This is a genomic window from Sphingomonas sp. GW822-FHT03G08, assembly GCF_058801135.1.
Genome location: NZ_JBXAMZ010000001.1, coordinates 2,225,519 through 2,244,193, shown reverse-complemented (window position 1 = coordinate 2,244,193; position 18,675 = coordinate 2,225,519). Strand labels below are relative to the sequence as shown.

Below are 18,675 nucleotides of genomic sequence, written 5' to 3'. Positions count from 1 at the left end.
TGGTGGGTGTTTCGGCTTGCCTGGGGGGCATGTACCTGATCTTGCGGAGTACGCCGCCGGCGCGGCGAGTCGACAAGGCCTGATTTTCCGGTCTGCAATAGAAAAGCCCGGTCGGTCCCGAAGGACCGGCCGGGCTTTTTCTTTGCCCGATGGGCAGAGGTGGATTTGAAGGGGTGCGCCGCGTGCGCGGTGCGCCGTGATCTTCTGGCGGTTGCTTGGCTGCTCCCCGGCGAAAGCCGGGGCCCAGGGTCACAAGCGATGCGGCAGAGAAACCCTGGGCCCCGGCTTTCGCCGGGGAACCGGAGGGACACGGCCGCAAGGCTTCCCCTCCCCTTGCAGGGTGGGGAAGCGGATCGCTCTACCGCCCCAGCAGCACGCGGGCCTGGCCGGCGATCTGCGCGAGCATCGCGGCATTGGGCACCGCCGACTGGCGGGCACGGCGGACCAGCGCGGCGAACTGCTCGACACGCGGGGCATTGGCCGAGAGCCAGCCATCGACGGCGGCCTGGGGCTCGCCCTTTTCGCCGCGATGGAGGAAGTCGAGGCGGATCTGCTGGAAGTCGCGGGCGAGGCCGGCGATCAGCAGGCGCTCCCACACATCGCCGGTGGTGATGCGCGCGGCGGTCGACTGGGCCCAGTCGAGCCCGAGCGCCTGGCCGAGCGACGTGAAGGCGCGGGTGAGCGCGGTCACGTCGGTGCCCATGCGGACGCTGAGATCGGCAAGGCCGACCGCGCCGTCCAGCTCGAACAGCTTGACCACCCGGGCGACCAGCTCGGCCGGCGCGCCGGCGGCTTCGAGCCGCGACGAGATGCGGTTCGACTGCGCCTTCACTTCGTCGAGCAGCAGGCCCTTGGCGGCCTTGTCGAGCGAATCGATGCCGGGCTTGAGACGGGCGATCACTTCGGCGGGGCTGGCGCCCGGCGGCGAGACGCGGAGCAGGTCGGCGACCTGACCGCGCACCGCCACCGCCATCTCGTCGAGCAGCGCGAGGCGCGCGCCTTCGCTGATCGGGGCGGTCTCGACCGCTTCCCACAAGGCGGGCAGGCAGAACAGCCGCTCGGCGACGACGAACATCGCCGCGATATCGGCCATCGCCGCGCCTTCCTCTTCGGCAAGCTCGAAGGGATGGAGCACGCCGAGGCGGTTGATCACGCGGTTGGCGAGCTTGGTCGCGATGATCTCGGTGCGCAGGCGATGCTCCTCGATCGCCTTGGCGAAGCGATCCTGCATGGCCTGGGGGAAGGCATGCATGAGATCGTCCTCAAGCGCCGGATCCTGGCCGAGATCGGCATGCTCGATCGCGTCCTGCAGCGCCAGCTTGGTCGAGGCGAGCAGCACTGCCAGCTCGGGCCGGGTGAGGCCGTTCTTGTCCTGGGCGCGGCGGAGCAGCTCCTCGTTGCTGCCAAGCCCCTCGACCGCGCGATCGAGGCGGCCCGAGCCTTCGAGGATCTCGATGACGCGGACATAGGAGGGCAGCGCGACATAGCCGTCATTCTCCATGAAGGAGAGGGCGAGCGTCTGCAGGCGGTTATCCTCGAGCACCAGGTGCGCGACATTGTCGGTCATCGAGGCGAGGAGCGTGTTGCGGTCCTCGAACTCGAGGCGGCCTTCGATCATCTCGCGGTTGAGCGCGATCTTGATGTTGACCTCGTTGTCCGAGCAATCGACGCCGGCCGAATTGTCGATGAAGTCGGTGTTGATGCGGCCGCCGAGCGCGGCGAAGGCGATGCGTGCGGCCTGGGTGACGCCCAGGTTCGCGCCTTCGCCGACCGCCTTGCAGCGCAGCTGCTCGGCATTGACGCGCAGGCGATCGTTGGCGGGATCGCCGACCTCGCCGTTACTTTCCGACGCGGCCTTGATGTAGGTGCCGATGCCGCCGAACCAGAGCAGGCCGACCTGGGCCTTGAGGATCGCCGAGATCAGCGAGACCGGATCGATCTCGCTGACGGTAAGGCCAAGCAGCGCCTGGACTTCCGGAGAGAGCGGGATCGACTTCTCGGTGCGCGGGAAGACGCCGCCGCCCTGCGAGATCAGCGACGGGTTGTAATCCGCCCAGCTCGAGCGCGGCAGGGCGAACATGCGGTTGCGCTCTTCCCACGACGCGGCGGGATCCGGGTTGGGATCGAGGAAGATGTGGCGGTGATCGAAGGCGGCGACCAGCTTGATCGCCTTGGACAGCAGCATGCCGTTGCCGAACACGTCGCCCGACATGTCGCCGCAGCCGGCGACGGTGACCGGCTCGGACTGGATGTCGGTGCCCATCTCGAGGAAGTGGCGGCGGACCGAGACCCAGGCGCCCTTGGCGGTGATGCCCATCGCCTTGTGGTCATAGCCGACCGAACCGCCGCTGGCGAAGGCGTCGCCCAGCCAGAAGTTGCGCTCGATCGCGATGGCATTGGCGACGTCGGAGAAGGTCGCGGTGCCCTTGTCGGCGGCGACGACGAAATAGGGATCCTCGCCATCGAGGATGCGGACGCTGTCCGGATGGACGACCGCGCCCGAGACGATGTTGTCGGTGATCGACAGCAAAGTGCGGATGAAGATCCGGTAGCTCTCGGTGCCTTCGGCGAACCAGGCGTCACGGTCGGTGGCCGGCGAGGGGAGCTGCTTGGGATAGAAGCCGCCCTTGGCGCCGGTCGGCACGATCACCGCGTTCTTCACGCGCTGCGCCTTCATCAGGCCGAGGATCTCGGTGCGGAAGTCGTCGCGGCGATCGGACCAGCGCAGGCCGCCGCGCGCGACCGGGCCGGCGCGCAGGTGGATGCCCTCGACGCGCGGGCTGTACACCCAGATCTCGCGCCAGGGGAGCGGGGCGGGGAGGCCCGGCACCTTGGCCGAATCGAGCTTGAACGCCAGCGCTTCCTTTGCCGCGGGGGCATAGGCGTTGGTGCGGAGCGTCGCGAGGACGACGCCGCGGATGGTGCGCAGGATGCGATCGTCGTCGATCGCCTGGACCTGGGCGAGGCCGGTCTCGATCGCGGCGGCGGCCGCCTCGATCGCGGCATCGTCGCCGGCGCGCGCCGGATTGTGCGCGGCGTCGAAGCGCTCGATCAGCGCAGTCGCGACGTTGGGGGCGCGGCGCAGCGCGTCGACCACGGTGGCCATGCCGTAGTTCATGCCGGTCTGGCGCAGATAGCGGAACCAGGCGCGGAACAGCACGACGGAGGCGGGCTTCATGCCGCTCTCGACGATCAGCCGGTTGAACAGGTCGTTCTCGGCATTGCCGGCGAGGACGGCGGCGAGCGCGTCCTCGATCACCGCGGTGTCGCCCTTCAGCCCGGTGGCCGAGACGGCGAAGTCATGGACGAAGGCGCCGCCGGCGAGCTCGGTCGGCACTTCCTCGATCACGCGGAAGCCGAAATTCTCGAAGGCGGGGACCGCGTCGGACAGCGCGAGCGCGGCGCCCTGGGCATAGAGCTTCACCCGGTATTCGCCGGGCTTGCCGTCTACCGGCGTGATCCGCACCGAGCGGTCGCCCGGCCCTTCGAGGCGGGCGAGGTGGAGGATGTCGCGCGCGGCTTCCTCGGGAGTCGAGGTGGTGCGGTAGGCGGGCGGGAAGGCCGAGGCGTAGCGCAGGGTCAGGCGGGTGGCGCCGGTGGGGCCGGCATCGTCGAGCAGCGCCGCTTCGACCGCGGGCGCCCAGCCGCGCATCATCCGCTCGAGCTGGTTGTCGAGCGCCTCGGCGTCGGGCATCACTCCGCCGGCGCGCAGGTCGAGCGTGTAGCGCAGCAACGCGACCTCGCCGTCCTCGAGCGCGATCGACCAGTTGATGATCTTGGCGCTGGCGGCATCGGCGAGCATCGTGCCGATCGCCTCGCGCCGGGTGGTGCCGACTTCGTCGCGCGGCAGCCAGACGAACGCGAACAGGTGGCGGCCGAGCGGGCTCTTGACCAGCGCGAGCTTCGAGCGCGGCCGGTCGGCGACCGACATCGAGGTGAGCACCAGATGCTCGAGCGAATCGGCATCGAAGGCGGTGGTCAGGTCATGCGGCAGCGCGGTCAGCGCGTGCTGCATCGCCTTGCCGGTATGGCCCTTGGGATCGAAGCCGAACTTGCGCTCCAGCCCTTCCAGCCGCGAGCGCAGCACGGGCACGTCCTCGGGATTGGCGAACAGCGAGGCGCTGGTCCACAGCCCGGCATGGATCGACAGGCCGGTCACGTCGCTGCCGGTGAGGATCGGCACCGCGACGATGTCGAGCGGCACGCGGCGGTGCACCGGCGAGATCGAGTTGGACTTGAGCAGCAGCGGCACTTCGCCGCCCTTCCGGAAATACTCCACCGCCGCCTTGCGCGAAGCCTCGGCGAGGATCGGGGTGTCGAGCTCGTGCCGGGCGAGGCCGAGCTGGTCGCCGACATCGCCGCTCGCGGTCCAGGTCTCGTGCGCGAGCAGGGTCATCGCGCCTTCCTGGAACCAGCGCAGCAGCTTGGCGCCCTCGCGCCCGCCGACGGTGGCGGCATCGGCGCCGATCGCGCTCTGCAGCGCGCGCCAGTCATGCACCGCGTCGCGGACCTGGGCGAGGGTGCGCTCCAGCTCGACGACCAGGCTGCGGCGCGCGCGCGCATCGGCGCGCTCCATCTCGATATAGATCATCGATTCGCGCTTGCCGGCGTCAATCGACTGGAGCTTGCCGGCGCCATCGCGCTCGACGGAAATCACGGGGTGGATGATGCGGTGGACGGCGACGTCATAGGTCGCGATCGCGCCCGAGATCGAATCGACAAGAAAGGGCATGTCGTCATTGACGACGGCAAGCCGCATCCGGCGGCTCTCCTCGCCCTGGAAGGTCTCCAGCACGACCTTCGCCGTGTCCGGCGGACGGACGGCGGCAGCTTCCGCGACGAAGTTCGCCGCCTCCGTGCGCTCGGCCTCGCCGAAATCTTCCAACTCTCCCGGCAGCGCTCCCTCGAGCAACCGCGCCTCGAACGCCTGCGTCAGCGACGTCATCATGCTTTTCATGGCAGTACCGCCTACGCCTGTGGAGTGACCGGCTCAAGACTCGTTCTGTAAGAAAATTACAAACGTGCGGACATTGTGGAGCCGGCGCACGAAAGTGACTCTCGTGCGGGGGAAAGCTCTGAGTATTGGAGGCCAAGGGCCGCCGAAGCGGCGGATTTCAGGCCGCGGCCTTGCGCACCAGGCGCTCGGTCAGCGGGCTGTCCTCGACCTGGGCGACGATGTCGAGGCCCTGCTTGCCGGCGCGGGCGAGCAGCACGACGAACTCGCGGTCCGCCGGGATCGCGACGGTCATGTCGACATGACCGAGCGGCGGGCGGCTGCGCAGTTCAGCGGCGATCTCGGCAAAGGCATCGGGCCTGGCCGGCGGGCGACGGAATTCGCGCTCGGCCTTCACCACGCCCTTGATGCCGCCCTCGGCGCCATCCAGGAACGCATCGAGCCCGCCCTGCGGCACGCCGGTACGCTTGGCATGGCTGAGCACGGCGGCGAATTCGGTGACGCGGGTCTTGTCGTAATCGGCGCCGAAGACGAGCTTCACGGCCGGCGTCATCGGTGCGCGGGCCTGGACGGTGAGCCCGGCATCGGCGAGCAGTTCGGCATAGCCTTCCGCATCGTCATCGACGGCGAGCGCGAAATCATAGGCCCGGGCAAGCGCGCGGTAGAGTGCCGAGCGGCTGCGCGTGTCCGACGCGCGGGCGGCGGCGGCCGATTCGCGGGCGAGCAGCAGCTTGTCGGCCAGGCTGGCATCGACGGTGATCGGCGATTCGGGGGCAGGGGCTTCCGCGGCGGCGGGGGCATCGAAGCCGGCGCTCGGGCCATCGGCCCAGACGGGGGCGGCGACGAGGCTGCGCGGCGCGGTGCGGCGCGCTTCGTCGACCTCGGCCTCGAGCCTGGCCTGGGTCTCGGCGTCGACCAGTTCCTTCCAGTTGATCACGCCATAGATGAAGTCGATCGTGTCGTCGTTCGACGAGAAGGGCATCAGGATGCCGCGATAGAGCGTATTGTGCCCGCGCGTGCCGACGAACTCGGCCTCGAAGCCGATCGGCGCGCGATTCGCGATGATCTGGAGATAATGATCGGTCAGGCGCGAGAGCAGCGAGCGGCTGGGCACCTGGGCGACATGGGTGATCGTCGCGTCGAGGCCGGTCTCCTCGCGCAGCGCGCGGCCGAGGAAGCGAATCGCGGGATCGTCGACGCCCTTGGAGAAATCGAGCAGCACGCTGTGCGCGCCGAAATCCATGATGTTGTCGGGATCGAGATCCTCGATCGACGGATAGGCGCGGCCATGGAGGAGCGAGACCCAGTGATTATAGGCGCGCACATGCATGCGGCGCTCATCGGTGCCGATCGTCAGCTCGCGATCGTTTACGGCGTCGTCCGCCTCGTGCCCGGGGTTCGAGCCGAGCGGGTGGTTGATGCCGCGCGCCATGTCCATGCGAAATGCTCCACTCGGGGCAATGGCCCCTTTGTACTTGTAGCAAGGCTTGTGCCCCGCCTGTGGTAAACGTCGCGTAAAGGCGGCGCTTTTCGACGGGTTTTGATGGCGGGGCCATTGCGGGTGCTTGTCAGCCCCGAAACATGCTGGTAAGCGCGCCGCTCCTTCGGGGGCGGAAGCGCTCCTGCTTGGTTGGCCGCCTTAGCTCAGCTGGTAGAGCATCGCATTCGTAATGCGGGGGTCACAGGTTCGAGTCCTGTAGGCGGCACCACCCACTTTATAGCGTTGAAACCAGGGACCTGCGGACGGGCGTTCGGCTGGGTCGTGCGTGGGGCGTTCTAGGTAGGAAAATGGGTCCGACTTAGCCTGAGCAGGTTGACGCGACCAACGTGGCGGAAGAGGTCTGGCTGAAGTCCAAATATGCAGTTGGCTTCGCATGGATTATTCGGCGATCCAGCAACAGGATGCCCCAGCTAACGTGGTTGCACATGAGCCTGGGTGGTTAGCTGCCACTCCGAGCACCACTCGATGGCCCCGCGCCGCAAGCCACATCATGCACGATGGCCAGATCAGCATCTCGGAATATGCTCATCAAGTCCTCGTCGCCATCCAGCTTCCGAAGGACAGTCCCATCTGCAGCATAATCGATTATGCGGCTTGGGAAGCTCGACTGGGTAGCGCAGTCAAAATTCTCAAGCCAATCCGAGTAAGCGGCATTATCGCGGATCTTGGCCCAGGTTACGCGAACCCAAAGTTTCTGCCGCCGTCCTTGAATTATGCTGGAACGGTCGAGAGCGATCGTAGCTGTTCCGTCACTGGGTAGAAAAAGCCAACGATCTTCCGCCGCAAGAAGTGCGGCCATTGCCATAGTGATGGGAGCTAGGAGACCGGCAATCATTGCTGCCCGTCTTACGCCAAAGCCTCATCAGGCATCAATGTCCGCTATTGGGGCGTTTGCAGACTGGCCGGTTTAGGATCGGCCGTGCACCGCGGAAAGGCCGCGAACGGGTGGCTGGCCGGCCGACAACTTTCGCGCAGAACAAACTATGAAACCACTGTCCGGTTCGGGCCTGCCAGGGGATGGGCTAGCGCCCGCCGATCCAGGTCGCAATGACCCGTCCTGCGTCGTCGAGCAGCACGAGGTCCGCCAAAAAGCCGGCGGCAATGCGGCCTCGCGTCCGGCCCAGGCCGATCAGCGCAGCGGGGCTGGCGCTCGCCAGCTCCACTGCCGTCGCGATGTCGAGACCGAGCATCGACATCGCGTTTCGTACCGCGGCCGCCATGTCGAGATGCGAGCCGGCCAGCGTTCCGTCGTCGCTGCGGCAAGCCCCGTCCTTCACGGTGATGCGGCGGCCCTGAAGCAGGAATTCGCTCGCAAGCGAGCCGACCGAGGGCATCGCGTCGGTCACCAGCATGAAGCCGCTGCTGGGCTTGCAACGTAGCGCCAGACGAAGCGTCGCCGGGCTCACATGATGGCCATCGACGATCAGGCCGCATGTCAGTTCAGGCGAATCGAGCGAAGCGCCGACCATCCCCGGCTCGCGCGAACCGAGCGGCGACATCGCGTTGAACAAGTGGGTCACGCCGCGCATGCCGGCAGCCACCGCCGCCTTGGCTTGGATATAGCTGGCATTGGTATGCCCGGCCGAGACGACCACGCCGGCAGCGACAAGGGATTCGATTTGCGCTGGGGAGACCCGTTCGGGCGCGAGCGTGATTAGGGTGCGGCCGCGCTTCAGGCCGGTCAGCACCGCCATGCCGTCCTCGTCGAGCGGGCGGATCTTCTCGGCCGAATGGATGCCCTTGCGGTCGACGTTGAGGAACGGACCCTCGATGTGGATGCCGAGCACACCCGGCACACCCGCTTCGATCGCGGCATCGACTGCGGCCACTGCGCGGCGGATCACGTCGAGGTCGTCGCTGATGAGCGTCGGCAGGAACCCGGTGGTGCCGAAGCGACGGTGCGCCGCACCAATCGCGGCGATGCCGGCGACGGTGGGCGCGTCGTTGAACAGTACGCCGCCGCCGCCGTTCACCTGGGTATCGATGAAGCCGGGGACCAGCGTGCCCGGCAGAGACTCCCGCACGGCATCCGGGGGAAGGGCGCCGGCGGGAACCAGGTCGATGATGCGCGCTCCATCGACCAGCACGGCGATGCCGGTCTGCAGCGCGCCGTCCACCAGCGCGCGCGTGGGGATCAGCGCCCGCATCGAATCTTCCCGGTCGTCTCGGCGAACTGACCGGCGTGCGCGGGGATGGTCCCGCGGCGCGGATGGGAGGAGATCATCAGCTTAGCCGCGTGTGTCGAGTTCGGCGACGAAGTCATAGGCGTCGCCGCGATACCAGCTGGTCGTTGCCTCGATTACCCGGCCATCCGCCAGGAAGCCGCGCCGCTCGATATAGAGCACGGGCGCGCCCACATCGACGCCGAGCAGGGCCGCCCGTTCTGCGTCGCACAGGGCAGCGCGTAATCGCTGGAGCGCCCGAACGGGACGATTTCCGGTCGCTTCGAGCGCGGCGTACAGCGAGGAGCTGACCGCCTCGATCCCCGGCAGGCCGAAGCCTGGGATGATCGCGAATTCGAGCGCCATCGGCACGTCGTCGGCATAGCGGATGCGGTGGAAGCGGTAGACTTCGGTGCCCGGGCTGAGGCCGAAGGTCAGCGATTCCTCGCCCGTCACCGCGCTCGCGGTGCGGATCAGCCATTCGCTGCGCACGGTCCGCCCGCGCGAGGCCATATCTTCCGAGAAGGACGAGAGTTTGGCGAACTGCTTTTCGACCCGGCTGGCCACGAAGGTGCCCGCGCCGTGGCGGCGGACAAGCAGCCCCTCGTCGACCAGCTTGTCGATCGCCTTGCGCAAGGTGATCCGAGAGACCGAGAGGTCCGCAGCCAGATCCCGTTCGGCGGGCAGCGCTTCATTCGGCTTGAGCAGGTTATCGAGCAGGGCTTCGCGCAACGCGTTCTCGAGCTGCCGGTATAGCGGCCCTTTTCCCCGGCCATCGAACGGCCTGATCTTTTTTGCCAGCAGCGGCATCGCTTCCCCATAGTCGGCTGTGCGCCTTATGCAACACTAGTACCACTAACGTACCATTGTCAGTAGAAAATTTCAGAGGACTGTAATCCCAATGTAAGAATCCGTCTTGACGACCCTCATGACCTAAGGAATGGTACGGGTATTGGTACGCGACTGGTATACCAACGGCGTACCACAAAGAATAAAACGAAGTTCAGAAACATCTGACCAAGGGGATGAGACATGGGGATCCGGGGATTTCTTATCGGCACGGCCAGCGCCATGGCGCTGCTCACCGGCGCCGCGCATGCACAGACCAGCGACACCACTGCCCAGCCTGCCGATGAAGGCGAGATCGTCGTCACCGGCTTCCGCGCATCGCTCGCCCAGTCGATCGATGCCAAGCGCAAGGCCGATTCGATCATAGACTCGGTCTCGGCGGAAGATGTCGGCAAGTTCCCCAACACCAACGTTGCCGAAGCGCTGACGCTGGTTCCGGGCGTCACCGTCGACCGCCAGTTCGGCCAGGGCGAGAAGGTCTCGATCCTCGGCACCGATCCGGCGCTGAACCGCACCCTGCTCAACGGCCAGACCGTGGCTTCTGCCGACTGGTTCATTCTGGATTCGCCGGGCCGTACCTTCAACTATGCGCTGCTCGCGCCGCAGCTGGTCAACCGCGTCGACGTCTACAAGTCGCCCGAGGCGCGCATCGACGAAGGCTCGATCGGCGGCACCGTCAACGTGCTCACCCGCAAGCCGCTGGAGCTGAAGCCCTTCGTGGTCGCCGGCTCGCTCGGCTATCTCTACAATGATCGCTCGGAGAAGGGCGACGTCCAGGGCTCGGCGCTGGTCAGCTGGCATAATGAGAGCAAGACCTTCGGCATCCTTGCCTCGTTCCAGCGCGCCAAGGATCGTCTGCGCCGCGACGGCCTGGAGAGCTATGGCACGATCACCGCGGACTTCTGGGCCGGCAAGAACGACGCCGGCACCAGCTCGATCACCACGGGCAACTGCACGGCCACCTGCGCGACCACGCTGACCGCGAACCCGGGGGCCAAGTTCCCGAACGCGTTCGGCACTTCCTATTTCGAGCAGAACCGCGAGCGCCTGACCTACTCCGCCACCGCCCAGTGGAAGCCGGTCGACGAGTTGACCGTCACTGCCGACTGGCTGCGCATCGACGCGACCTACGACAATCTCAACCAGTCGATGTACGCCTTCCCGGGCAATGTCTGGAACAGCGCCGGTTCGCTGACCGGCCTAACCGTCGACAACGGCATCGTCACCAAGGCGAGCTTCAAGAACGCGCTGTCGGTGCTGGATGCGCAATATCGCGTCGCCGAGATGCACTCGCAGACGTTCCGCGGCCAGATCGGCTGGGACGACGTGCATTGGGACCTGAATGTCGAGGGCGGCGTGTCGGATGCGGACGGCGGCACCAAGAAGCAGGTGTTCCTCGAGTTCCTCAACTGGGCCGACTATACCGTCGACATCAGCGGCGCGCCCGACAAGCCCGGCACGCTGACCTATGGCAGCAACGTGCTCGGCAATCCGGCGGCCTTCGCCACCGATCCGGGCTGGAGCGGCAACCTCGTCAACAAGCCGACCACCGACAAGGAGCGCTATGGCCAGGTCGATCTCGGCCTGAAGTTCGACGGCTCGCTGAAGCGCTGGTCGTTCGGCTACAAGTATCGCCATCACGAGACCGGCCAGGAATATGCCGGCATCGCGCTGACCGGCCTTTCGGTGCCGGCGAGCAATTTCGACACGCGTCCGGTCAAGGGCAATTATCTGTCGGGCTTTGATGGCATCAACGACCAGATGGCAGACCGCTTCGTCATCAACGGCGATTCGATGGTGGACTATGTCCAGGGCCGCCCGAACCTGCCGACTCCCTCGATGTTCGCCGCCGCCGAGTTCACCGCCGGCAACTGGAACATCAAGGAAGACATCCAGGCGCTCTACAGCCAGATCAACTTCGAGCAGGGCGCCCTGCGCGGCAATATCGGCGCGCGCTATGTCCATACCAAGACCGAGAGCGCGGGCTTTGTCTGCAAGCCGGGTGCCGCGTGCAACGCACAGGCCGACTGGATCTGGCAGACGACGACCCGCTCCTACGACAATGTCCTGCCGAGCGTTAACGTCGCGATCGCGCTGCAGAAGGACCTGACCTTCCGCTTCGCCGCGGCGCAGGTGATCGCGCGGCCGAACTATGCCGACATGTCGAACTACTTCTGGCTGTCTGACCAGATCGGCACCGGCGGTGGCGGCAACCCGAATCTGAAGCCCTACGAATCGACCAACTACAACGCGTCGCTCGAATGGTATTTCGCGCCGCGCGCGATCCTGGCGGCTGAGGTGTTCTACAAGGATATCGGCAATTACATTCTGCAGAAGACTGCCCGCGAGCAGTACTTCAACCAGTTCGTCGGCGCCGTGACCACCTACAACATCAGCCGGCCCTTCAATGCGGGCTCGGCCAATGTGAAGGGCTTCGCGATCGCCTATCAGCAGAGCCTGCCGCTCGGCTTCGGCCTGCTCGCCAACTACACCTATGCGGACGGCAAGGGCGAGGAAGGGGCGGACCTGCCCTACAACTCGAAGCACCAGGCGAGCCTCAGCCCATTCTTCGAGAGCGGTCCGGTCGCCCTGCGCGCAACCTATACCTGGCGCTCGAAGTACTTCACCGGCATCGACCGGGGTGACCAGATGTATGTACGCGACAGCGCCAATGTGGACGTGTCGGCTACCTACAACATCACCAAGGAAGTCGGGCTGACCGTCTCGGGCATGAACCTGACCGACAGCCAATACTACGCCTATGCCAACACGCAGCGCCTGCCGCGCGGCGTGTACAAGAACGGCCGCAAGCTCCTCGCGACCGTCAATGTGAACTTCTGACCCTCCAACCCCTGGACCGGCGGCCGGACGCGCAATCGTCCGCCCGCCGGTCCTTTTTACCTTGCAGCTTCGCGCGGTCGCCACGCGCTTTGCGAATGTCTGGAAGGATGGCCGCCATTGGTCCGCTGCTCGTGGGAATGCTCTCCGCGATTCGCTGGACTGCCGCGTCGCGCCGAGCGGTGTTTCACATACAGGCCGACATTCGCGTTACCGATCGTCTCATCCAACCGTTCGCATAGGCAATCAGGCGTGTAGGTTGAGCAGTGAGTCCATGAGACCGTCCTCGGCGCTCGAGCAGACGCCCAGGATCACGGCCTCGTCACAGCCGTCGCCGGTCACATAGCCATGGCCCATGTTCGAATCGATGTAGATCGATTCGCCGGCCTCGAGCGGCACCGGATCATAGAATTCGGTGTGGACGACGATCCGCCCGCTGACGACGAAGATATATTCCTCGCCCGAATGGTGGACGAGATCGCCAAACTCCTCGGCGGTCTTGGCGCGCACCTTGGTGATCACCGGGATCATCCGCTTCCGGCGCAGCTCGGTGCAGAGGTAGTAATAATCGTAATTGGCCGTGTTGACGCGCACCGCGCGATCGAGGTCGCCGATGCTGCGCCGCGCGGTCACCTGCGTCTCGGGCGCCGAATCATTCTCGGCGAACAGCTCCGACATGCGGATGTTCAGCCGCTGGCTGAGCTGGAGCAGCTTGTCATAGGTCAGCGTCAGCCGGTCATGCTCGACCTTGGACAGGGTCGAGACCGGGATGCCGCTCTTCAGGCTCATCTCCTTGAGCGTCCAGCCATTCCTGGCGCGCAGCGCCTTTAGCAGGGTGCCCAATGTTGGATGCTCGGGCTTCAGCTTCGTTGCCATGCGGCGCCTCTGTTTGACATTTTTCTGAATAGGATCATCATGTCCTAATCAGGATTATTCATTGAGCATAGCTTAGCCGCAGGCGGATACCGGCGCAATCGACATGCCGGAGTCCTGGGCGGGCGAGAGGAAAGGGGGACGACGCTTTATGTGGAAACGTTCGCTCGGGGTGCTGGCAGCGGGGCTGCTGGGCATTGCCATATCGGTGCCGGCCTTCACCCAGGCGCCATCACCGCTCACTCCCGTGGCGCAGACGAACGCGCCCGCCGCGCCGGTCGCCAAGCCGGCGGTCGCCGCCAATCTGACCAAGGCCGATGCCGATGCCTGGCTCGACGGCTTCATGCCCTATGCGCTCGCCCGCGGCGATGTCGCCGGTGCGGTGGTGGTCATCGTCAAGGACGGCCAGGTCGTGACGCAGCGCGGCTTCGGCTATGCCGATGTCGAGAAGCGCAAGCCGGTCGATCCCGCGACCACGCTGTTCCGCCCCGGCTCGACGTCGAAGCTCTACACCTGGACTGCGGTGATGCAGCTGGTCGAGGCCGGCAAGCTGAACCTCGACGCGGACGTGAACCAGTATCTCGATTTCAAGATCCCGCCCTATCAGGGCAAGCCGATCACGCTGCGCAACATCATGACGCACACGGCCGGTTTCGAAGAGATCATCAAGGGGCTGCTGAGCTTCGGCAAGCCGGTGCCGAGCCTGGGCGATGTGCTCAAGCACCGCGTCCCCGAGCGGATCTATGCGCCGGGCAGCACGCCGGCTTATTCCAACTATGCCACCGCGCTGGCGGGCTACATTGTCGAGCGCGCGTCCGGGATGCGCTTCGACGACTATGTCGAGAAGAACATCTTCGACCGGCTGGGCATGCGCTATGCCAGCTTCCGCCAGCCGCTGCCCGACCGGCTCAAGCCGTTCATGTCGCAGGGCTATGAACTCGGCTCGGGCAAGGCCAAGGGCTATGAGCTGATCGGCATGGCGCCGGCGGGTGCTTCGGCAATTAGCGGCGGCGACATGGCCAAGTTCATGATCGCGCACCTTGCCAATGGCGGGCCGCTGCTCAAGCCCGAGACCGCGAAGCTGATGCACACTGCCCAGCCCAGCGCGATCCCGGCGATCAACGAAATGGCGCTCGGCTTCTACGAGCAGCGCATCAACGGCCACCGCGCGATCGCGCATGGCGGCGACACCGTCTATTTCCACAGCGACCTTTGGATCTTCCCCGAAGACAATGTCGGGCTCTACATTTCGATGAACAGCGGCGGCAAGGACGGGGTGACCCGCGTGCTGCGCGGCTCGCTGTTCGACGAGTTCGCCGATCGCTACCTGCCCGATCCGAACAAGGCGGCGCCCAAGGAACTGCCCACCGCCAAGGAGCACGCCAAGCTGCTCGTCGGCAGCTGGACCAACAGCCGCCGCATCGAATCGAGCTTCGCCAAGATCATCAACCTGCTCGGCGATACCAAGGTGACGCTCGACGCCGAGGGGCGCCCGGTGATCCCGGCGCTGACCAGCCCGGGCGGCGCGCCGCGCAAGCTGATCGAAGTCGCGCCCTTTGTCTGGCAGGACGCCTATGGCCATGAGCGGCTCGCGGCGCAGGTGGTCGACGGCAAGGTCGTGCGCTGGAGCTTCGGCGAAGTCTCGCCGTTCATGATCTGGTACCGCACGCCCGCCGCGCTGGACTCGGCCTGGCTGGTGCCGGCTTTGCTGTTCGGCGTGGGCATGGTGTTGCTCAGCGCACTATCCTGGCCCGTCGGCTGGTTCGCCCGCCGTCGCTATGCAGCGCCGCTGAAGCTCGAAGGCGAGGCGCGGCGCACCTATCGCGCACTGCGCGGCTTCGCCTGGCTGGTGCTGCTGGCGCTGGTGCTCTGGGGGGTCGTGATCACCGGGCTCGAGAATTTCGAGAGCCATGGCTCGACCGACTGGCTGATCCTGCTGACCCAGTTCGTCGGCACGCTGGCATTCTTCGGGATGTTCGGACTGTCGATCTGGAACGCCTGGCTCACCTGGCGTGACAAGCGCGGCTGGTTCGCCCGCATCTGGAGCGTACTGCTGGTGCTGGGGGTGTTCTTCATCCTCTGGGTGGCACTCGCCTTCCACCTGGTCTCGTTCGGGACCGAGTTCTGAGGGCGTGGTGATGCGCCGCTCGCTCGACATCGCCGTGGAACGGCTTCCCTTCGCGAAGCCGTTCCGCATCTCCGGTCATGTCTTCACCGAGTCTCCGGTGGTGGTCGTCACTGTCTCCGACGGCCTCCACACGGGGCGTGGTGAGGCGAGCGGCGTCTATTATCTGGGGGACGATGAAACGACGATGGCTGCCGCGCTGGAGACAGTGCGCGACGGCCTGAGTGCGGGGATGACCCGCGCCGAACTGCAGGCCGAGCTGCCCGCCGGCGGCGCCCGCAACGCGGCGGATTGCGCGTTGTGGGAGCTCGATGCCAAGCGCGAGGGGGTACCGGTGTGGAAGCTCGCCGGGCTTCCCGAACCCAGGCCGCTGCTCACCACCTTCACGCTGGGTGCCGACGATCCCGGCGTGATGGCGGAGGGCGCGCGTGCCTATGCCGATGCCCGTGCGCTCAAGCTCAAGCTGACCGGCGATCTCGACCTCGACATCGCCCGGGTGCGGGCGGTGCGCGCCGCGCGGCCCGGATGCTGGATCGGGGTCGACGCCAACCAGGGCTTCCAGGCGGACGAACTCGACCCGCTGGTCGCGGCCCTGGTCGAATGCGAGATCGCGCTGCTCGAACAGCCGCTGGCGCGTGGGCGCGAGTCTGATCTCGACGGGTTCAACTCGCCAATCCCGATCGCCGCGGACGAAAGCGCGCTGACGCTCGCCGATGTCGACGGGCTGGTCGGGCGCTTCCAGACGGTCAACATCAAGCTCGACAAATGCGGCGGCCTCACCGAGGCGATCGCGATCGCCAGGCGCGCGCGGACGCTGGGGCTCGACGTGATGGTCGGCAACATGGTCGGGTCGAGCTGGGCGATGGCGCCGGCCTGGCTGCTCGGCCAGCTCTGCGACGTGGTGGACCTGGACGGGCCGACCTTCCTTGCTGCCGACCGCACGCCGGGCATCGTCTATCGCGACGGATATATCGACTGCCCCGAGGCGGTGTGGGGCCAGCGTGCCCTTTTGGCCACGCCTGCAACTTAATTGTCAAATTGGATTGACTCTTCTCTAATCAGGATAATAGCATCCTGATTAGGCAAAGGAGTGGCTGCGTACGCGCCAAGTGCCGCGCAGCTTACCGGCCGCCATCTGCACAAGCGGAGGCGGAGAGGACATCGAACTTCCGAAGGGGGGAGACGAACGATGACGCGCAAGACCAATCGGGCCCATCTGCTGATTACCGTCGCGGCGGTCACGCTGCTGCTGCCCAGCGCAGCATTCGCGCAGGAAACGCCACCGTCGCCAGTGGCGGGCGATGACGAGATCGTCGTCACCGCACAGAAGCGCGAGGAGCGGTTGCAGGACGTGCCGATCTCGATCAGCGTGGTGGGTGGCGAGCAGATGCAGCAGAGCGGCGCATCGCAGCTCGCCGACTATGCCGCCTATGTGCCTGGCTTCCAGGTCGACAATGCCGGCTCGCCGGGTCGCTCGACCCTGTCGCTGCGCGGCGTCGCGCCAATCGGGCCGAGCGCCACGGTTGGCATCTATCTCGATGACGCGCCGATCGGCTCCAGCGGCATCTACAACCGCGCCCAGACCTTCTCGCTCGACCTGCTGCCCTATGACATCGAGCAGATCGAAGTGCTGCGCGGGCCGCAGGGCACGCTCTACGGCGCCAGCTCGATCGGCGGCCTGCTCAAGTACGTCACCGTCCAGCCCGACCTGACCAAATTCTCGGTCCGCGCCGGCGGCGAGGTGTTCACCATCGCCCATGGCAGCGATGCCGGCTGGGCGGCGAGCGGGCTGGTCAACCTGCCGATCGTCGCAGACAAGCTCGCGATCAGCGGCAGCTATTCGCGCCGCAAGACGCCCGGCTTCATCGACAATGTGCTGACCGGCGAGAAGGACGTGAACTCCGCCGTCCAGCAGGGTGCCCGCGTCGCCTTGCTCTTCAAGCCGGACAACAAGCTGACGGTGAAGCTGAGCGGCCTGTGGCAGCGCACCGAGTCCGACAATTTCGGCATCCTCTACGAAACCCAGGGCAGCCCGACGCCGCTGGCGCCCGGTGCCTCGTGGCTCAGCACCAACTCGCAGCTGCCCGAGCCCTTCCACAGCGACTTCAAGTTCCTCTCGGGCTCGATCTCCTATGACATGGGCTTTGCCGAGCTGAGCTCGACCACGTCATACAGCGAGCTCAAGATCCTCGAGACCAGCGATGCCTCACGCGTCTATGGCGTGATCTGGGGCGGGCTCGCCAATTATCCGGCGAACCTGCACCAGAAGAAATGGACCGAGGAAGTCCGCCTGACCTCGGCTACGAACAAGCTGCTCGATTGGCAGCTCGGCTTCTTCTACACCGATGAGGACAATAGCCACGACCAGCTGGTCCGCGCGCTCGACGCCAATGGCCAGCCGCTCGCGCCGTTCGATCCCTTCGCGATCGTCGGCCTGCCCAACACCTACAAGGAATATGCGGTCTTCGGGAACGCGACGCTGAAGCTCGGCGACGTCTTCCACATCACCGGCGGCCTGCGCTGGGCGCGCAACGACCAGACCTTCACGCAGAGCACCCAGATCCCGCTGCTCGGTCTGAACAGCGGCGGCGATGGTTCGTCGAGCGAAGAGATCGTCACCTGGAGCGTGAGCCCGCAGGTCAACCTCAACCGCGACACGATGCTCTATGTCCGTGCCGCCAGCGGCTATCGCCCGGGCGGGCCGAACATCGCGTTGCCCGGCTTCCCGGCGACGGTGAACTCCGAAAGGGTCACCAGCTACGAGGCCGGCATCAAGACTCGATTCCTCGATCGCAAGGTGACGTTCAACGCCGCTGCCTTCCTGCTCGACTGGAACGACCTTCAGGTGGCCCAGGCCTTCGCCAACGGCATCAACGGGCTGGTCAATGCCGGCACCGCACGCAGCCAGGGCGTGGAGGCGCAGCTGCTGATCCAGCCGGTCGCCGGGTTCAGCGTCGGCGGCAATTTCGCCTACACCGATGCCAAGTGCACCCAGACCACGCCGAACTGCACTGATGGCGACCAGCTGCCCAACGTGCCCAAGCTCGCTGCAGCGATGACCGCCGATTACGACTGGGCGCTAAGCGGCTCGACCCGGGCGCATGTCGGCGGCGCGGTGCGGATCGTCGGCGATCGCATCTCGGCGGTGGCAAGCGATCCGCTGTCGGTGCCGGTCGATGGCTATGCGACCTTCGATCTCAACGCATCGGTCACGTTCGACGGCAAATGGACGCTGCGCGCCTATGCCCGCAACCTGACCGACAGCGAGGGGCGCATCACCACCAGCGTCGCCACGGTGAACCCGGGCTATCTTTCGACCGTCCCGGTCCAGCCGCGCACGCTGGGTCTCGCGCTCGACATCGCCTTCTGATCG

Annotated in this window: 9 protein-coding genes and 1 tRNA gene; 5 read left to right on the top strand and 5 right to left on the bottom strand. The window is 66.1% G+C overall.

Annotated elements, in window-relative coordinates; all coding sequences use genetic code 11:
- Positions 1–358: 358 nt before the first annotated feature.
- Together AC1RJ5_RS10185 and AC1RJ5_RS10180 are read right to left on the bottom strand one after the other, a co-directional pair.
- The gene (locus tag AC1RJ5_RS10185; protein ID WP_493113137.1) at positions 359–4,957 is read right to left on the bottom strand and encodes an NAD-glutamate dehydrogenase; all 4,599 of its coding nucleotides are present in this window, start codon (positions 4,955–4,957) and stop codon (positions 359–361) included.
- A 157-nt stretch (positions 4,958–5,114) separates the two neighbouring features.
- On the bottom strand, positions 5,115–6,392 hold the full coding sequence (locus AC1RJ5_RS10180; protein ID WP_446746007.1) for a PAS domain-containing protein: 1,278 nt from the start codon (positions 6,390–6,392) through the stop codon (positions 5,115–5,117).
- A gap of 195 nt (positions 6,393–6,587) precedes the next feature.
- Here AC1RJ5_RS10180 and AC1RJ5_RS10175 point away from each other — a divergent pair.
- Positions 6,588–6,663 (top strand) — tRNA-Thr (locus AC1RJ5_RS10175).
- Between the two features lie 814 nt (positions 6,664–7,477).
- Here the strand turns inward: AC1RJ5_RS10175 and nagA are convergent.
- Both nagA and AC1RJ5_RS10165 read right to left on the bottom strand, forming a co-directional pair.
- Positions 7,478–8,602 carry an N-acetylglucosamine-6-phosphate deacetylase gene (nagA, locus tag AC1RJ5_RS10170; RefSeq protein WP_342251029.1) on the bottom strand — a complete coding sequence of 375 codons (1,125 nt, stop codon included), beginning with the start codon at positions 8,600–8,602 and terminating at the stop codon, positions 7,478–7,480.
- 81 nt (positions 8,603–8,683) lie between these two features.
- Positions 8,684–9,427, bottom strand: a complete 744-nt coding sequence (locus AC1RJ5_RS10165; protein ID WP_269573997.1) for a GntR family transcriptional regulator — start codon at positions 9,425–9,427, stop codon at positions 8,684–8,686.
- A gap of 222 nt (positions 9,428–9,649) precedes the next feature.
- On the opposite strand from AC1RJ5_RS10165, the gene AC1RJ5_RS10160 reads away from it, so the two are divergent.
- Entirely contained in the window at positions 9,650–12,307 is a 2,658-nt protein-coding gene (locus AC1RJ5_RS10160) for a TonB-dependent receptor (protein ID WP_493113134.1), read from the top strand.
- Between the two features lie 243 nt (positions 12,308–12,550).
- Here the strand turns inward: AC1RJ5_RS10160 and AC1RJ5_RS10155 are convergent, their stop codons facing one another.
- Positions 12,551–13,180 carry a helix-turn-helix domain-containing protein gene (locus AC1RJ5_RS10155; protein WP_269573999.1) on the bottom strand — a complete coding sequence of 210 codons (630 nt, stop codon included), beginning with the start codon at positions 13,178–13,180 and terminating at the stop codon, positions 12,551–12,553.
- Between the two features lie 148 nt (positions 13,181–13,328).
- Here AC1RJ5_RS10155 and AC1RJ5_RS10150 point away from each other — a divergent pair, with 148 nt between their 5' ends.
- The 3 genes from AC1RJ5_RS10150 to AC1RJ5_RS10140 all read left to right on the top strand — a co-directional run bounded on the left by AC1RJ5_RS10150 (position 13,329) and on the right by AC1RJ5_RS10140 (position 18,672).
- Complete coding sequence (locus tag AC1RJ5_RS10150) at positions 13,329–15,305, top strand: serine hydrolase domain-containing protein (protein WP_493113131.1); 1,977 nt, start codon at positions 13,329–13,331, stop codon at positions 15,303–15,305.
- 10 nt (positions 15,306–15,315) lie between these two features.
- Complete coding sequence (locus AC1RJ5_RS10145; RefSeq protein WP_342251026.1) at positions 15,316–16,332, top strand: dipeptide epimerase; 1,017 nt, start codon at positions 15,316–15,318, stop codon at positions 16,330–16,332.
- Positions 16,333–16,491: 159 nt separating this feature from the next.
- Positions 16,492–18,672 (top strand): TonB-dependent receptor, encoded by a 2,181-nt coding sequence (locus tag AC1RJ5_RS10140; RefSeq protein WP_493113129.1) that lies wholly within the window; start codon positions 16,492–16,494, stop codon positions 18,670–18,672.
- The last annotated feature ends 3 nt before the right edge of the window (positions 18,673–18,675 follow it).